This window comes from Marinicellulosiphila megalodicopiae (genome assembly GCF_045862395.1).
GTDB lineage: Bacteria > Pseudomonadota > Gammaproteobacteria > Pseudomonadales > Natronospirillaceae > Marinicellulosiphila > Marinicellulosiphila megalodicopiae.
Genome location: NZ_AP023087.1, coordinates 4,299,993 through 4,317,373 on the forward strand (window position 1 = coordinate 4,299,993; position 17,381 = coordinate 4,317,373).

Sequence of the window (17,381 nt, forward strand, 5' to 3'; positions counted from 1 at the left end):
CTTATAATGTTTTCAAATATTCAATTAAATCCCAGCGCTCTTTTTCAGATAACGCAGGTAATACTTCACCATTGTTTTGAGCAGTTTTTCCAGCACCGTATTCGTGCCCTGTGTTCATGTCACCAACACGAGTGGTAATAAATGCACTGCCATCATAATCTTTTGATTTAAATCCAACTCGATTAGCGTCAAACTCACGACTGCCAACTACAAATTCATCTGGTCGATATTCACCCTCAGCAGGATCAGTGTCTAGTTTTTTAGGTAATAATAAATCGTATAAAGTTGGAACCGAACCATTATGTAGATAAGGAGCAGTAGCCCAAATTCCATTTAAGGCACGACCTTTATAAGCCAATAATGAACTGTATGGGTTAGAAGTTGTATCAGCAACATAATTACCTTTTTTAACGGTTTCTGGCATTTTATTTTCAAAAAATGAAGACCCCAAAACATACAAACGATCTAACCAACGACGTATAAAGAACTTATCAGGGTCGGGTGTTGCAATCACTCCTTTTGTTGCAGAAGTTAATATTTGCAATACAGGTGCGTCCTCACTAATAAATACATCACCAACTCCTGTTATAGATTGAACAGTGTGCTGAAAATTACCAGATTTACCTGTTGCCATCACACCATTTATAGCAGCTGCTTTATCAGTACCGACTAAGTTTATATCCATCATATTTGCGATGATGATTCTGTCCGCATTATTTCGATCGACCACTTCGTGACATGATTGACAGTATTGAGCATAAACTAGCTGTCCACGTTCTGCTTTAACTTGATCGATTTCACCTAATATTTCTTGTGGCCAAACTGGTGACTGCAAGCGTTTAAGTTGAGCTTCTAAACGGCGTAAATTTGTGACATCGATTGAAGATTTAAAATTAACTACTTCGTTTTTATTTTTTTGATCGGTTATTAAAGTAGATAATTCAAATCCATTAGGCTCATGTGATGTCCAATCTAAAATGCCAAACACACCAATCACTTCTCCGGTATTACGACCAAGCGGCCCAACACCTGCATTATTTGCTACACCATTCCACTGAGTATAATCTGCCTGTCCTATATCCCATAAAAATGGATAGCTCACTGGAGCATTTGGTTCATTAAAAATACTATTACGTACTCGTAATAAATCACGTTGATTTAAACCTGGGTATCCTGGTTCTGTAGATGCTAATCGATCAAGTACCAATCCAAACTGTTTATCCACAATAATATTTTCATTTACGCCTTCAAGTACTAAATCGATTTGATCACGAGTTAAAACTCTACGACGTTCGCCGTTAGTTCCTGGTGCCGTGACCATTTCCATGGTATTGGCCAACTGCTGTTTGTTAATCATATGCTGTAATACACGGTTATAAATTCGTCCAAATGCATCTAGGCGACCATAACCATAATCGATATGACTGTGGTTTACTGTATTGTATAAACTGATTGTTTTTAGCCATTGCTCAGTTGACTCAATAACTTTAGCTTCTTTTTTAAAGTCATTATTACGTGCTAAAACAGTTTCAACATAACGTGTTTTTTTAGCTTCATCTGCTAACGTGGCACGCATTGATTTTTCAATTGCAGTTAAAAAGCCAACCATATCGGCCATTGCTGGACCGCCATCAATACGAATTGCCGATGTGATACCATCTTTTGTGAAATTAACTTGGTTAGTATGACAAGCAGCACAGGTGTAACCGATGTAGTCATTTCCCTGATATGTATCTTTAACTAAACCTACTGGTAAACCATCTGGGTTTAAGAATGTTTCTTTTTGCGGTAAATACCGATACTTATCAATATTGTGGTTGTCACGTAACAATTTATTTGAATTTTCTTGCTCTAATGACATAAATAAATCATATGGCATTAATGCTGAACCTTGAGTGGTATTATAAAACCAAAGGCTTTCTGCTTCTGTCCAACCTTGATCTAAATATACAGGGGTTGTAAAACTTTCCCCAAATTCACCATTTTCAAGTGCAATTGCACCTCGGTCGGGATCATCATCCCAGTTTTGGTAGGTTTTACCTGCAATTAATGCGATCACCATTAATAAAATAATGACACCAACAATGCGCCCTGAGTATTTCAATAGGTAAAAAATTGCTGCGAAAATGGATTGGAAAAATGTAGCCATATCAATATCCCTGTCATGCTTACCTGCACGAATTTATTGTTATTGTTTTAAGAAAGTCACTAGGTCTCGGACTTTGTTTGCGGTTCTACTGGCACCAGCGCTTTACTTTTACCAAGCAGATTAATAAATATACAAGCCGTATAATTATTTAGCTAAAATAACCGATTAGGCTTCTGAAATCTAGCACTTTTTGAATGGCGTTAAATAGAAAGGGGGATACTTAAAATCATTAATAAACTCAATCTATTCAGCTCAAATGTTGATCAAATATAAAGCATATAACAATTTAGTTACTTCATAGTTTTAAGATCATATAATTTATCAACCACTGTAATCACCCGCATTAAATCATCCGTTTTAAACTCTATATATAGATAAGTATCCACATATCGTAATGTTTTGAAATTAATTCCATTACTCACTCTACTTTGATAGTAATCAAATAACAGGATAACAGGCCTTTATTTTTAAATTTCATTCATGTGTAAACTTCAATTATTTCTAAATTTTCATTACCTATCCAAAAAAATATATGCAATTAATACATTCTCCTAATATCTTAAAATGCTTGATTGAGCTAAAAGATACAAAACTTTATTAGAATAAAGTGCATTAAATGATTGTTTCATATTAGAACCACAACTAACTAAATTCAAAAAAGCTCAATTGTGGATATCTGTTTTTACAAACATACAAATAAAAGTGACCAACAAAATATTCAACATCGGACGCGACGGATTTGATGCAGGTCAAGATGCGTTTTCTTTTGGTATTAGTGCAAAACAATATGTGTCGATGGCACTTGTTTAAAAGCAACAACTACTCGTGATTTGACGGACATAGTTGGATTAGGTTGTTTGATTAAACTGGAAGGTGGCGGACGCAATGTTCGGTATCAGTTAAGTTTGGATTAGGTTTGATTTGGTTTAGTGGATTTGATTTAGTAAATAAAGTTTTATTAGAAAAGTATTGTGAAGCAAGCGATTTGACCTAGAATCGAATCTCTTTTTTGTAGGTCGTATGCTTTCACACAGGGATGTGTGCAAGGGGCGTGAGCATGCTTAAAGGGATTTAAGTAGTAGAGCAATGTCTGGAACTAATTGCCGAGAACGCGGTAGCTTTGCTGCGAAAAACTAATCAGGGTTTTTGAGTGTCCATACCACACTAGTGACCCAAGCCCGAGCAGGTTTGTTTTGCGGATTTTAGATGACAGATGGGCGCGCGACCCTTTGGCTCTTAATTATATAATGTATAATGGCGTTTATGAAAACAGCTAACTTATATTTTTATGTAATATGTTTTAAATGCATATTGCATTACCACACCAAAATAAGAATTAATAATGAGTAAGAAAAAAGATAAAAACGCCCGAAAAAAATAGTTCAAAAAAAAGCACTAAAACAAAAAAATAAATCCATTTCGTTTCAAGCAAGTCAGGCTGTAAAAGAGAAAACAGCCGTTGAAAAATTAAATTACCGCATCACCGAGGATCCATTTTCAGTATCAACGAAACAAACACTACCCGAAGAAATAGAAAAAAGGAAACAATATCTTTTTGATAACTTAGAAGAGCGCCCAGAAGATTTAATAGAAGAGCTCGAACTTTTAGTGACTCAATATCCTCAAAATAATATCCTCTCGAACTTTCTTTCTAATGCCTATCTATTAACTAAACAAATGGAAAAACATGAAGCATTATCAGAAAAGACTTTTTCAGAGTGTCCAGAATACCTATATGGACGTGTTCATTGGGCAAAAATATTAATGGATCGCAACGATTACAAACAAGCCAATGAAGTATTTAACAATACATGGGATTTAAAGAAACTGTACCCACAACGTAAAGTATTTCACATAACAGAGGTACTAGCATTTTATAGTACAGCTATTACCTACCATGAAAATATGCAAGAAGAGAGTGAATTTTTATTTGCCTTTGATGTATTAAGAGAGCTTGATGTTGAAGAAGATATATTATTACAATATTCCCCATCAGTTATGAAATGGCGTTTTCTTTGATGTGTGTTTAGTCGATAAATAGAAGGCTTTTATCTTTAAAGGGTCGGTTGTTTCGTAATACTTTTTGAGTGTCTATGTCAAAATAAAGGCCTGACCCCAAGGACTCCAGCACAGTCAGCTATTATATTTAACTTAAAACCAAGAAAAATTAGTTTCAAACATTGCCTGCAAGTATGGCTGTCATATACACAATCAAATCGGCAGCCTGATGATCATATATTTAAATTAATATCAAAACGGCAAGTAGGTAATCGACCCGGAAGAATAGAGCCAAGAGCGATTAAACGAAGGCCAAAACCTTATAAATTATTGACCGTTACACGCGAAGTTGCAAGAGAGGATATTAGAAGAAATGGCCACCCAAAGAAACAGAAATAGTACTTTATTAAAAGACTTTATCTCTTAACTTAGTGCCATTCAACTCTGACCCTCTTGATTTTTTTACTCATTCATAGCGAAATATCAGAATTCAATAGTTTATCCAAACGCTTCACCAAATAACCAATTAATAGGGTCTTTATCATACAACTCTAATATTACATTATTTTGAATGTATTGTTTTTCTTCTTTATTTAAAATATTTAATTTATTGTCTTTGTCAAGAATCTCATCCAATGTGGATTGCCCCAAATTCACAAAATATTGTAATTCACTGCTTTTTATAATTTCAATAATAACTTTAAATATCATTGATTTTTGTCTAGGGTCCATCTCGGAAAAAATACAACCATCATGTGCAATAAAACTTAGTAAGCTGGGATTTAATTGATAAAGAAGTAGATCGTAGCAGAAAATTTTAACCTCATTAATCCCTTGTGATCCATCTCGTGGAATTTGAGCATCAATATTAAACAAATATTTTGCGTCGTTGGTTTCACTTATCTCTAATGAACCTCCGTGGTTTAAATAAAACTTCTTAACCAGTGCCCTGAACATATTCTCAATTGTCTCAAGAAAAATTTTAGAATCAACTAGATATTTTACAGCTTCAGCTTTTATATTTGCATTTTCCAAATCATATTGGCTTTTATCTTCTTTAAAACTTTGTAAAATCTGGCGATATTTATCCAACTCGCCAATTTCACTTTCAAAACTTCTTATTCTTTCGTTAATTGAGTTGTATTCTTCTAGCGCCCCTTTTGAATCTAGATCTTTTAAAATAGAATCTCTAATTCGCTCATTGTCTTTTAAATTAACATTCAAAGTATTCAATTGATCTTCTAATTCTAGTATTTCAGAATTAATTCTACTAGCTCTATTTTTTAATAAATTTTTATGGAAATCTGTAGCCTGATCTAATCGAATAGAGATTTTATCCCCAAAGAAAAACGATGCTTCTTCATAAATCTTCTTCACTTTTACAAGATCTATTTCTTTTACCCCCGCTTCATCAAGGCTTTGTTTTTTCCGCCCCATACTTTTAATTACTTCATATATTTCATTTCTAATTTTGTTTATAATTTCAGTTTTAGCGTCAGCTTCTCTTTTATATTTATCATAATTTTCAGCTATCACAAAATCTTGTTTATTCTTAATTAAAGTCTTTAACTCATCCTTTAAGTCATTTATATTACTCTCCCCTAACAAGCTTTCATAATTTTCTATAACACTTTTAGCTTTTTTTAACTTATTTAATTTTTCTTTTACAATTGATTTCTTAGTTACTAGATTAGTATTAATGCCTAGTAATGCTAAGTTGGTATACATTTGATGATAATCTTGCTCTGGTCTACCTTGCTGGGCAATTATACTAGAATAGTAAGTCCCGCCATATCGCCTAGCAAATACATTTAATATCTGCTTAAAGCTAACACCATTATAAAGCTCATTTTTAATGAATATTTTTTTAAGTTCAGATGGGTAATTTGATTTAACTATTTTTTCACCGTTTAAAATATGGTGTGATTGGCCGAAGTCTTTTTCAACCTTATAAGGCTTACCTTCATGCTCAAATTCTAAATAAAAAACACCATAACCAGAAAGGAAATTTTGAATTTTTTTCTCTGTAGGTTTCGTTGGGTCAAGATACGAGCCAAGCATTAAATGAATTAAGTTAAGTGAAAAACTTTTCCCTACTCCATTATATGTTTTTTTATCGGCACTCGTAAGTTGCAATCCTGCCAATATATTAAGTCCGCTTTCAAATTTTAACGTCTTAAATTTAGAATTATTAGAACTTAATTTTAATAATTTCATCTTGCACCTCCAATTTACCGATTATGTACAAATAATTTATACAATGTATTATTGTTTCAATGCTTATCTTTTTTGGGTAAGTTTTTAATAGCTCTGAATGAATACAATCAACAGTGAAATCTTTATGCTTTGCCAAATCTATAATGTATGAAGAAATACAAAATAAAGAATCTATTGGCTGTATGGATTTATTTGGAAGTATCATCAATTTTCACTCCCACTTCGCATATTTCAAAAAAATATGATATTAATATCCAAGAGATAATCATGCTATTAAAGTCTTTTACGTCCATTAGGCTTTCAAGAGCGTTATTAAGTCTAATTATTATTTTATTGAAGTCTAAATTATACTCAGAAGCTTTGACGTGTAATTGCGTTACGCTAATTCTATTTAAAATACTTTTAGCCTCTTTACTGCTGAGCATTTCCACTAATATATTTTTATATAAATCTCCAATTACAAATTCTTGTAAATCGCTAGCTAAGTTGCCGTCATCAATCCCTTTTATAATAGTGGTATAATCTAAGCTTTTTTTAATTTCAAACGAAATTCTCTCATTTAATTTGTTTAGCTTAATTTTAGGATCAACTTCTATTGAGTTAAAGTCTTCATCATATGATGGTTGCGGTAAGTTATTTTTTGCTTTTAAAAGCTTTTTATATGTTAGGTTTAACACTATATGGTCAGTGTATTTATCAGATTTATTCCTGAAGTATAATTCGCATAAATTTACCAGTCTATTTGTTTCTAAATTTTCTATAGATTTTATTAAATCACTCGAGTCATTTAATATACTAATTAAATCTAGTTTATAAACTTCAAGTATAGAGTCTATTGTCTCTTTTTTTGGTCTGGATTTTTCTAATAAATAGTATATTGAAATATTATAGTCTTTATATTTTTTATCAGATAATGCCTTAAGAGAGTGAAGTATTTTTTCTTTAGACCTAGTCGTTGTGACTTGAATAAGCTCTTTTTTGGTAGTATCTATTAAGTCAATATATGGGGCATTATTGCACCCAAAATTTGCATTTTCGAACTTCCTGTCAAAAACCAAATTAAAAACATCTCTAAAATAATTTTCACCATGAATATTTAAGCACTGATCATTTACAAATTGATGATGCTCAATATCTAGCCTAGTAATAGCCAGAATCCTGCTGATTGTATTAAAGGCCTCAATTCTATCCTGCACCATCATTTAATCACTCTTTCATTTTTATGGTTTCTAAATTAAAGCCATTTTAAAAACAGCTTTAATTTAACTGTAAAGCTATCAGTCCAGCAAATCCAAGTTACGAACCGCCCCCTTATCAGCAGAAGTCGCCAACAAAGCATAAGCCTTCAAAGCGCCCGTTACTTTACGAGCTCTTACTTCCGTCGGTTTCCAAGCGTCTTTGCCTTTTGCTTCCATCGCATCACGACGAGTTTGTAATTCTGCATCGGTTAAGTCGACGTTGATTGAACGCGCTGGTATGTTGATTAAAATCGTATCGCCTTCTTCTAGCAATGCAATTGCACCGCCTTGCGCGCCTTCTGGTGAAGCGTGTCCGATGCTTAGTCCAGATGTGCCGCCTGAGAAACGTCCGTCTGTTAATAATGCACAGTCTTTACCTAACCCTTTTGATTTAAGATAGGTGGTTGGGTATAACATTTCTTGCATGCCTGGTCCGCCTTTAGGACCTTCGTAACGGATGATGACGACATCACCTTTTACAATTTTGTCGGCTAAGATGGCTTTTACTGCGCTGTCTTGAGATTCAAAAATACGTGCACGACCTGTAAATACGTGAATACTTTCGTCTACACCTGCTGTTTTAACCACACAACCATCAAGGGCGATGTTGCCTTTTAATACAGCCAAACCACCTTCTAATGAATACGCATGTTCTAAAGAACGGATACAACCATTTGCACGATCTCCGTCTAACGTCGGGAAACGTGTTGACTGGCTAAATGCAGTTTGAGTTGGAATACCTGCTGGGCCTGCACGATAAAACTCTTTCACTTTAGGGTCAGTAGTTTGCATGATGTCGTATTTAGCTAACGCGTCTTTCATGGTTTTGCTGTGCACAGTAGATACGTCGGTGTGTAAAAATCCACCACGATCTAGCTCGCCCAATATCGCCATGATGCCGCCGGCGCGATGCACGTCTTCCATGTGATAAAGTGGAGAGTTTGGTGCAACTTTACATAACTGTGGCACTTTACGTGACAACTCGTCCATGTGAGACAAGTCAAAATCGATGCCGCCTTCTTGTGCGATGGCTAATAAATGCAAGATGGTGTTGGTTGATCCGCCCATTGCAATGTCTAGTGTCATTGCGTTTTCAAATGCTTTGCGGTTTGCGATGTTACGCGGTAAAACTGACTCGTCATCTTGCTCGTAATATTTACGAGTGATATCCACAATCGTACGACCAGCCTCTAAAAATAACTGTTCACGATCTGAGTGAGTGGCTAATGCTGATCCGTTACCAGGCAGCGCAAGGCCTATCGCCTCTGCTAAACAGTTCATTGAGTTAGCAGTGAACATTCCCGAACATGAACCACATGTTGGACAGGCTGAGCGCTCGTATTCGGCTACTTTTTCATCACTTGCTGAATCATCAGCAGCAATGACCATTGCGTCTACTAAGTCTAATTTGTTTTCTGAAAGCTTAGTTTTACCGGCTTCCATTGGACCGCCTGACACAAAAATAACAGGGATATTTAAGCGCATTCCCGCCATCAACATGCCCGGTGTGATTTTGTCACAGTTTGAAATACATACAATCGCATCGGCACAATGTGCGTTAACCATGTATTCAACAGAGTCAGCGATGATTTCACGCGATGGCAAAGAGTACAACATACCGTCGTGACCCATTGCGATGCCGTCATCTACTGCGATGGTGTTAAATTCTTTTGCTACGCCGCCTGCTTTTTCAACTTCGCGGGCTACTAGTTGCCCCATATCTTTTAAATGAACGTGCCCTGGTACAAATTGAGTGAACGAGTTTGCAATGGCAATAATTGGCTTTTGAAAATCGTCATCTTTCATGCCAGTGGCGCGCCACAATGCACGAGCACCCGCCATATTACGGCCTTCGGTTGAGGTTTTAGAACGATACTTTGGCATAACTTTGCACCTTTATATGTAATTAAATAATAAGCCGGGGGTCGGATCCATTTCTTGATGGATCACCTTAAATTGTGCCTCTAGTTTTTTGGATCTGACCCCAACCTTGTTGCATTGATAATAAAAAACGAGCAAAAAATTGGATCCGACCCTAAGCTAAACGCATTGATTAAAACAACGGCTTGTAATGAGTTGAATTTGGTGGGTATTTAACACTATTTTGCGAATTTTTTATACCGCATTTTTAATGAGATAAGTCTTTTTCATTTGTTTGAAAAGTTAACGCTGAAAGTATCCAAGGCAAAATAACTAAGCTAAAGATCGCTAGACTTAAATATAAGTATTCTGCAAATATTAAAATATTCAAACAAGACAGGATGCTAAACCCTAATAATCCAGCGAGCTTTCTTTTTAGAACAAGAAAACCTAAGTAAACCAAAAGTATATTAAGTGCCATATAAACAATGGAAAGCATCAAAAAGAACACAACGACCGATGCCAATTCTTTTAACCAATGCAACTCTAATGAAGCAAAAAAATCAGCAAACAGAAAACTGACTCCAAAAATATTTAAAATTAGGAGCATCACCCCCACCACTATCAATGTATTTAAGGCCATCGAAATTCGTACGATCATGTCTGAAATTAAAAATAATACTTTAATTGTTCTGTCCATAATAAACTCTTCGACGATTAGAATATTTCTTGGCAATTGGATCTGACCCTAGGTTATTTCTAGGTTATTTTTTTGCTGGAAGTGTCAGGGGCGATCAAAAATGGATCCGCCCCCTGGATTAAAATCTTTGGGTTAGATTTCTGAAATGTTGATTTCGCGAACGTCGTTCATTACTGCTTGGTTGGCTTCATCACGAAACATTAATGCTTCTTTTGCTCCGGTTTTTGAAATCACTGATTCGCAATTGATCATGCCTAAGCGTAAAGAATATAACGTGTCTTTACCCTGTGCTAACCCTGCTACAAAACCAGATGCTAATGAATCGCCTGCGCCTGTAGTCTCTACTACTTGTACGTTATTTGATGGACGTGCGTGGTATAGTTTTTCACGATCCCATACGTATGAGCCGTCTTTTCCGTTTGTGATCACTAAATATTTAGGTGGTAGATGACGCATCATGTCCATTAATTCAGGTACGGATTTTACGGCACCGGAATTTAAGCCAAGAAACTCGCAAGCTTCTTCTTTGTTCATGATTAATACTTCTAGATTATCAATTAATGGCTTTAATTTTTCATAGCCTTGCACGGCTTGGTATGACGATGGGTTGAAGGCAAATTTTGCTTCGGTCATCTGTGCAATTTTAACGATGGTTTCAAATGACTCGTGCATCATTGACGATGAGTAAATCCACTTAGTGTCTAATTCACCCACTTCGTCGATGTGTAATGTGTCGTTCACACCTTTATAAGTCAAAATGGTACGGTCGCCGCTCATTGAGTCCATTACAAAAGAAAAACCCGAGGTTAAGCCTTTTGCACGCGGGCCTAAGAATTGGACTTTTTCTTCTTTAAGCATATCAACAATGAATTCGCCGTTTGAATCGTCGCCGATTTTACCTAAAAAACCTGTATTTAAACCTAAACGCGCAAAGGATACGGCTGTGTTGGTTCCGCCGCCGCCTGTGGTTTGGTTCATTTTGTTAATTAGGACTTTTGAGCCTAACGGGAATGCGATGAATTCTTCTTTATGGTGACGCGTATCAATACGCACTAAATCCGAATCGGTTGAAACAAACGTGTCCACTAGCGCACTGCCAATGGTGATGACATCAAAACTCATAAGTAACCTTCTTATTATCGATCGCTGTTGCGATATGGCTATAAAATATGGAGGCTATTCTGCCTGATTTTGGGGCTTTATTGTAGTTCTATTTGAGCTAACTGAAAGTACATTAAATTTGCTTTTTATTAATGAGATAACCACTTTGCACAATTTCATTAGAGAACACGTTTGAATATTGAATTTCGCATTTAATTGGTTGCTCTAATGATCCAAACAAAGAGATGCCACCCCCCAATAATACAGGAATAGTGGTGATGATTAATTCGTCGATTAGGTTGGCTTGTAAAAATTGTTGAATGGTATTTCCGCCGTCTATGTAAGCGTTTTTAAATCCTAACGTTTTGATTTGCTGCATGATTTGTTGTGGGTTGCCTGACATTATTTGGATTTTGTCTTCACAACCATTTGGTATGGTTTTCATGGATTGACTTAATACTACGACGGGTTTTGTGTAAGGCCAGTCGCCGTCAAAACTCGCCACTAAATCAAAGGTGTTTTTGCCCATCACTATCACGTCGATTCGATCCATTAGATCGGCATACCCCATGTCACTGCCGTCTTTGTTTTGGATGTCGTGTAACCAATCGACTTGGTTATTTTTATCGGCTATGTATCCGTCTAGGCTGGTGGCGATGTATACGATGTTTGTCATGGCATGCTCTATGGTTTTATTTTGGAGGTGATTGTATGTGGGTTGGAATGGCACTGTCACGTGTTCATTATTTAAAATGCAGATACAAAAAAGGCCCACTTAAAAGTGAGCCTTTGAGAATAAAAAATCAATTATTCGTAAGTTAAGCCATATCCAAAATCGTATAATGGACTGTAAGATGGATCGCCAAAATTAAACGCATCACCTATACTTTCAGGCCATGAAAATGACAATTTGCCTTTAAAGTCATAATTGATTTCATCGGCGTCATTTTTAAATAATACCTCTGCAATACCGTCACCTTCACTGCCTGGTAACCATGCGGCTACAAATGCATCCGATTGTGCAATTTCGTCTGTGATGACTCTTGGTCGACCTGATACAAAAATACCGACAACTGGAATGCCTGCTTCTTTAAATTGCTGTATTGCAAGTAGGTCTTTTTTGGTGGCTGCTTGATATTCTAATGTGACTCCATCTTGCTCATAGTCGGTAACGGCTTCAATGTCACGATCCCCGAAAAACTCTGCGTAAGGGGTTTCACCAAATACATACACCACGACATCGGGCTTGTTCATTTCATCAAACTCACCGACTTCACTAAATGTGATATTTTCTGCTGATACTGTATTTTGAATGCCTTCTAAAATACTGGTTGCACCGACGTAGGCATCGTTATCGAAACCTGTTCCCTGCCAAGACAAGGTCCAACCGCCGTGCTGATTTGCCATGTTGTCGGCACTTAACCCTGCTACTAATACTTTTTGATTTCTGCTTAGTGGTAATAAATGGTTGTCGTTTTTAAGTAACACTAATGATTCACGAACGGCTTGACGGGCAACGTCTCTGCTTTCTTGTGAGCCTAATAATGTTGATTGACCCGCTAACGCTCGATCTGATGGTTGAACTTGATCAAACAAACCCATGTTCTTTTTAACGGTTAAGATGCGCTTTACTGCGTCGTTGATTCGATCTTCGCTGATCTCGCCCGCCTTTACTTCTGCAATGGTATTGGTGATAAAGTCTTTCCATGCCCAAGGCACCATAAACATATCAATGCCTGCATTCACTGCTTGTGGGCAGGATTCTCTTATACAGTTTTCTACTTCTGCATGTCCGTCCCAGTCACCAATGACAAACCCTTCAAAGCCCATATCACCGCGTAACACATCGGTTAATAGGTATTTATTGCCATGCATTTTTTCGCCCAGTGCACTTGAGTAAGACACCATGACTGTTTGTACGCCAGCATCAATGGCAACAGGGTAACCCGCGCCATGAATGGCAAGTAACTCTTCTAATGTGGATTTATTTTCAGCACGATCGTCGCCGTTTACTGTTCCGCCGTCGCCAATGAAATGTTTGGCTGTGGCAATAATATGATTTGAATTTAAAAACTCGTCAGAATCTGTGACATCACCCTGTAAACCTCGAACGATGTCGTCAGCTAAATTAGCCACAATAGATGGATCTTCGGAATAACTTTCGTAGGTTCTGCCCCATTTATCATCACGTGTCACTGCAAGTGTGGGTGCAAATGTCCAGTCTACGCCGGTTACACGTACTTCTTGTGCGGTGATTTCGCCTATTTTTTGCATGAGTTCTGGGTTGTTTGCCGCGCCTAAACCAATGTTATGAGGAAATACTGTCGCGCCAATGGCATTACTATGACCGTGCACCGCATCAGTTCCCCACATAATTGGAATCCCAATTCGGCCGTTGGCATCGGATATAGACTCGTTGAAGTATTGGTTTGCATAGTACAACCAATTACCTACGGTGAATTCCTCAACGACAAAAGGAATGCCTCCTCCATTTAAGACACTGCCTAGGTGGTATTTTTCAATGTCACCTTCTTCTATATAACGTATTTCAGCTTGTACCATTTGGCCGACTTTTTCTTCTAGTGTCATTAGCGAGACAATGTCATCGATTGTCGTTACGCTAATATCTACCATGCTGTTATCAACCAAGTCTTCAGTCATGGTTTCAGAATCATTATTTGAATCATCGGAACACGCACTCATTGTGGTTACGACTGCTAAAGCAATCATCCCTTTAGTTAAGCTCATTTTCTTTATCCTATTGAAAGTGGGTTTTATTTTTATGAAGCTGGCTTTGTGATACGTAATCCTTCATAAAGTTCTTGTTTATTACTGCCATAAAACTTTACCGCCTTTTATGTTTACCTAAAGTTGATTGGCTTTACGTATCTTACCTTGATAATGATAAATACGATGCTGAATTTCTATGCCGTATTTTGTTTTTTTACAAATGATGAAATCAGGTTTGGGAATGTCTGACTCATTAATTTGATCGATAAATTTTATATCATCCACTTTTGGCTGAATATGACTTGTGATGTTTTTATTAAATTCCGTTTTGGCTTTTGGGTATTTAAAGTCGTAACTGTCTTTAATTTTTTGGCCGTCTTCATCAAAATAATTCAGCGTAACTTTCGTGCCTTCTTTTTCAAGTTGAACATCTTGTACTCTGTACACTAAATGGTCTTTTAAATTTAAGGCGTTTTTTAGCATGTCGTCTGGATCGATTAATTTGGCTTTGCACGACTGGCAAGTTCTGGCGGCGATGTCGTTTTCTTCCATGCAGGTTGGGCATTGTTTGAACACATAACGGTAATCGCATTGTTTGGATTCTTCAAAGCCATTATCAATCACCCCCATACAGCGACGACCATAATGCTCAATAATGTCGCCATCTTCATCAACAATGCCCCAAAACTGATTAGCAAACTCACAAATGGGGCAAAACACCTGAACGATCTGTGCGTTTTCGTTGGGTTTTTTACTGCCGATTTCGGGGCTGTGAATGTCGTAGTTGTTGCCAGCGTAATCTAATACTAAGCATTCTTTTTTATTGGGGTGCAAACGCAAGCCTCGGCCGATCATTTGTTGATATAAACTGACGGATTCTGTTTTACGTAATATAGCAATGACATCCACATGGGGCGCATCAAAACCTGTTGTGAGCACTGAAACATTAATGAGGTACTTGATTTGTTGTTGCTTAAAGGAAGTAATAATTTGGTCACGATCTTTGATTTTGGTTTGACCGGTAATTAAGCCTGTTTTTTCATTGGCTAAATATTTTTGAATTTCTTTTGCGTGCTCGACGGTGGCTGCAAATATAATCACGCCGAGTTTGACTTCGCTTTTTTGTACGATGTCTTCGCAGATGCCCTGGGTCACTCTTGGATATTTTCGCAGCACTTCATTAGTTTGTTGTTCATTTTGAAATAACGAATAGTTTTGAATGGCCACATTTACAATATTGGCGGGGGTTAAGTGCTTTTGGCGAATGAGTGATGAAATGGCGATTTCGTAAATGCAGGTTTCAAATATTGGGTTTTCGATCTCTCTAACAAACCCTCTGTAATGTCTTTTATAGATCCAGCCTTTACTTAATCGATACGGTGTTGCGGTTAAGCCCAGTACTTTCACACTTTTGTCTTTTTTCTGAATAAATTCGATGACTTTTTGATATTGGGTGCTGCCTGATTTGTCGTCATCGTTTGCGTCCACACGATGGCATTCATCAATAATGATTAGCGAATAGTCTTGGGTAAAGGATTCGAGATTGGCGCTAATGGATTGAATGCTACCTACCGTCACTTGAGCTTGGTTGTTTTTTTGGTTTAAGCCTGCTGAAAAGATATCCACAGTCACATCGAGCATGGCGATTTTTTGTGCGTTTTGTTCGACCAATTCTTTTACGTGAGTCACGATCAATATTGGGCGTTTTGCCAATTGAGCCAGCTGCGCAATAATCAGTGATTTACCTGCGCCTGTTGGTAACACCAAAACCGCCGAATCGTTGCTTTTTTTGAAATGTGTAATGACCGATTTCACGGCGTGCAATTGATAATCTCGTAATTTAAATGACATTTGTGAACCAACACTCTAAAACAGTGGGGATTTTTACCTAAGAAAACAGTAAATAACAGTGAATAACGCAGTTGCGTTGTAATATTGTCGCATATAACAACTTAAGTGATTAAAAATGCAGTCAATCATCAATAAAGCGTTACCAAATGTAAGTAAAACAACTCAAACGATGCAAAGCAATGCTGGTTTTCTGTCAATCTTACTTTTATCTGTTTTTAGCTTAAGTAGCTGTGAAGATTCTTTGACAGATGATGCTTCGATCGATTCAACGCCAGCTGCGGTTGATCTGTCACGCGCTTCTGCGATTGTTAATCAAAATAATATTACTATTATTGCTAAATCCATGATTCAAAGTTTGAATCAAATCAATCCTGCTTTATCTGATGATGTATTGAAAATTACCGCATCGGCTCGCTCAGCTAAATTAGACAACTGCGAGTTTGAAGGCACGCAATATTCTCACATTACACAGCATGGTGGTGTGTCTTTTGATTACGATTTAGAATTTTTGAATTGCCAAAATAGTGCTAACGATGATCGTTTTATTGGAACACTTACTGCAGATATCGTATTTACAACGCCAACGCAATTAGATCAATACTCGATTGATGTACAAAGTAAATTAAAGCAAACAAACCGTTACGGTGAAATAACTGTCAGCCATATAAATAGTTACATTGAAGTATCTGGCGAAACAAGCACACAAACTTTTGATTTAAAAGTTTTGCAAGATGGTCATGGGACGTTTTTTGTTAAAAATATTTCAGCACTTGAACAAAATAATGCAACTCAACAATGGATGTCAGGACACTTATTACTAACCGCTGCAAATGAAAATATTGATATATATGTGGAACAGAACGAAGGGTTATATTTTGAATTTTCTGATGGTACGATGCAAGTTGTGAGCTGGGCTGAAATCAATACTAATTAACGCTGAAGTGTTATCCCTAAACTTAATCGGTTGATGGGTTGCTTCATTCCAAGCGACCCTTCAAATTGCCCGACGACCAACCACTTTGCATACACAGATACATTCGCATTAAAAAATGCGCGTAATTCTTGCACCATATCTACTTCTAAATAGGTGGCATCTGACCAATCGAAGGTGAAAAAAACGGGTCTTGCTTCAAACCCAATACTATAAAACCGGTTTTTTTTAGGCTGAAATACTGTATGGGCCCCGACTCCAACACCAATATCTTCATCTGTATTATGCTGTCGTAAATACAAATTAATTCGAGTTTTCAAACCACCTTGCGCTTCATTTTTGAAACTCTGATACCCATCTACAAATAATCCTAAACGCCACAAAAGATAATCGCCTTCAACTCGGCGGCTTAAACCTATGTATCCGATGTTTTTTTCATAGATATTTTTAAATTTAGGAACAATCGCAACACCAATTTTAATGTCATTATTTTGAAAATTACCATTAAATTGGGAGAGAAATCGAAATGAAGAAAAAGGATCAGCAGTTGCATCATATGGCGCATATACAACAGTAGGTTCAGGCATAACAAACTCAGCCCGAAGC

13 protein-coding genes and 1 pseudogene are annotated in these 17,381 nt (G+C 36.8%); 3 read left to right on the forward strand and 11 right to left on the reverse strand.

Annotation, left to right across the window (positions count from 1 at the left end):
* Nucleotide 1: 1 nt before the first annotated feature.
* A complete protein-coding gene (locus TYM08_RS18480) occupies nucleotides 2-2,149 on the reverse strand; it encodes a di-heme-cytochrome C peroxidase (RefSeq protein ID WP_422380628.1) in 2,148 nt (715 codons plus the stop codon).
* 1,677 nt (nucleotides 2,150-3,826) lie between these two features.
* On the opposite strand from TYM08_RS18480, the gene TYM08_RS18485 reads away from it, so the two are divergent.
* Together TYM08_RS18485 and TYM08_RS18490 are read left to right on the forward strand one after the other, a co-directional pair.
* Nucleotides 3,827-4,168 carry a hypothetical protein gene (locus tag TYM08_RS18485; protein WP_422380629.1) on the forward strand — a complete coding sequence of 114 codons (342 nt, stop codon included), beginning with the start codon at nucleotides 3,827-3,829 and terminating at the stop codon, nucleotides 4,166-4,168.
* Between the two features lie 237 nt (nucleotides 4,169-4,405).
* Nucleotides 4,406-4,546 (forward strand): annotated as a pseudogene (locus TYM08_RS18490) (IS4 family transposase); the annotation flags it as partial.
* A 99-nt stretch (nucleotides 4,547-4,645) separates the two neighbouring features.
* Here TYM08_RS18490 and TYM08_RS18495 read toward each other — a convergent pair.
* From TYM08_RS18495 to TYM08_RS18535, 9 genes are all read right to left on the reverse strand, one after another.
* Nucleotides 4,646-6,364 (reverse strand): DUF2326 domain-containing protein, encoded by a 1,719-nt coding sequence (locus TYM08_RS18495; protein WP_422380630.1) that lies wholly within the window; start codon nucleotides 6,362-6,364, stop codon nucleotides 4,646-4,648.
* Nucleotides 6,339-6,569, reverse strand: coding sequence for an ABC-three component system middle component 6 (locus TYM08_RS18500; RefSeq protein ID WP_422382847.1), 231 nt, complete (start codon nucleotides 6,567-6,569; stop codon nucleotides 6,339-6,341). Before TYM08_RS18500 ends, TYM08_RS18495 begins: the two co-directional genes overlap by 26 nt.
* Complete coding sequence (locus tag TYM08_RS18505) at nucleotides 6,553-7,566, reverse strand: SMEK domain-containing protein (RefSeq protein ID WP_422380631.1); 1,014 nt, start codon at nucleotides 7,564-7,566, stop codon at nucleotides 6,553-6,555. The genes TYM08_RS18500 and TYM08_RS18505 overlap by 17 nt, the downstream gene beginning before the upstream one ends.
* 75 nt (nucleotides 7,567-7,641) lie before the next feature.
* The gene (gene ilvD / locus TYM08_RS18510; protein ID WP_422380632.1) at nucleotides 7,642-9,486 is read right to left on the reverse strand and encodes a dihydroxy-acid dehydratase; all 1,845 of its coding nucleotides are present in this window, start codon (nucleotides 9,484-9,486) and stop codon (nucleotides 7,642-7,644) included.
* 244 nt (nucleotides 9,487-9,730) lie between these two features.
* A complete protein-coding gene (locus TYM08_RS18515) occupies nucleotides 9,731-10,162 on the reverse strand; it encodes a hypothetical protein (protein WP_422380633.1) in 432 nt (143 codons plus the stop codon).
* A gap of 132 nt (nucleotides 10,163-10,294) precedes the next feature.
* On the reverse strand, nucleotides 10,295-11,284 hold the full coding sequence (locus tag TYM08_RS18520; protein ID WP_422380634.1) for a carbohydrate kinase family protein: 990 nt from the start codon (nucleotides 11,282-11,284) through the stop codon (nucleotides 10,295-10,297).
* Between the two features lie 112 nt (nucleotides 11,285-11,396).
* On the reverse strand, nucleotides 11,397-11,939 hold the full coding sequence (locus TYM08_RS18525) for a dihydrofolate reductase family protein (RefSeq protein ID WP_422380635.1): 543 nt from the start codon (nucleotides 11,937-11,939) through the stop codon (nucleotides 11,397-11,399).
* 131 nt (nucleotides 11,940-12,070) lie between these two features.
* A complete protein-coding gene (locus TYM08_RS18530) occupies nucleotides 12,071-14,011 on the reverse strand; it encodes a glycoside hydrolase family 3 protein (protein ID WP_422380636.1) in 1,941 nt (646 codons plus the stop codon).
* A 117-nt stretch (nucleotides 14,012-14,128) separates the two neighbouring features.
* Entirely contained in the window at nucleotides 14,129-15,844 is a 1,716-nt protein-coding gene (locus tag TYM08_RS18535) for a DEAD/DEAH box helicase family protein (RefSeq protein WP_422380637.1), read from the reverse strand.
* A gap of 115 nt (nucleotides 15,845-15,959) precedes the next feature.
* On the opposite strand from TYM08_RS18535, the gene TYM08_RS18540 reads away from it, so the two are divergent.
* Nucleotides 15,960-16,778: a hypothetical protein gene (locus TYM08_RS18540; protein WP_422380638.1), complete on the forward strand. Its 819-nt coding sequence runs from the start codon at nucleotides 15,960-15,962 to the stop codon at nucleotides 16,776-16,778.
* On the opposite strand, the gene TYM08_RS18545 is transcribed toward TYM08_RS18540, so the two are convergent.
* Nucleotides 16,775-17,362 (reverse strand): hypothetical protein, encoded by a 588-nt coding sequence (locus TYM08_RS18545; protein ID WP_422380639.1) that lies wholly within the window; start codon nucleotides 17,360-17,362, stop codon nucleotides 16,775-16,777. The genes TYM08_RS18540 and TYM08_RS18545 overlap by 4 nt on opposite strands.
* Nucleotides 17,363-17,381 lie beyond the last annotated feature (19 nt).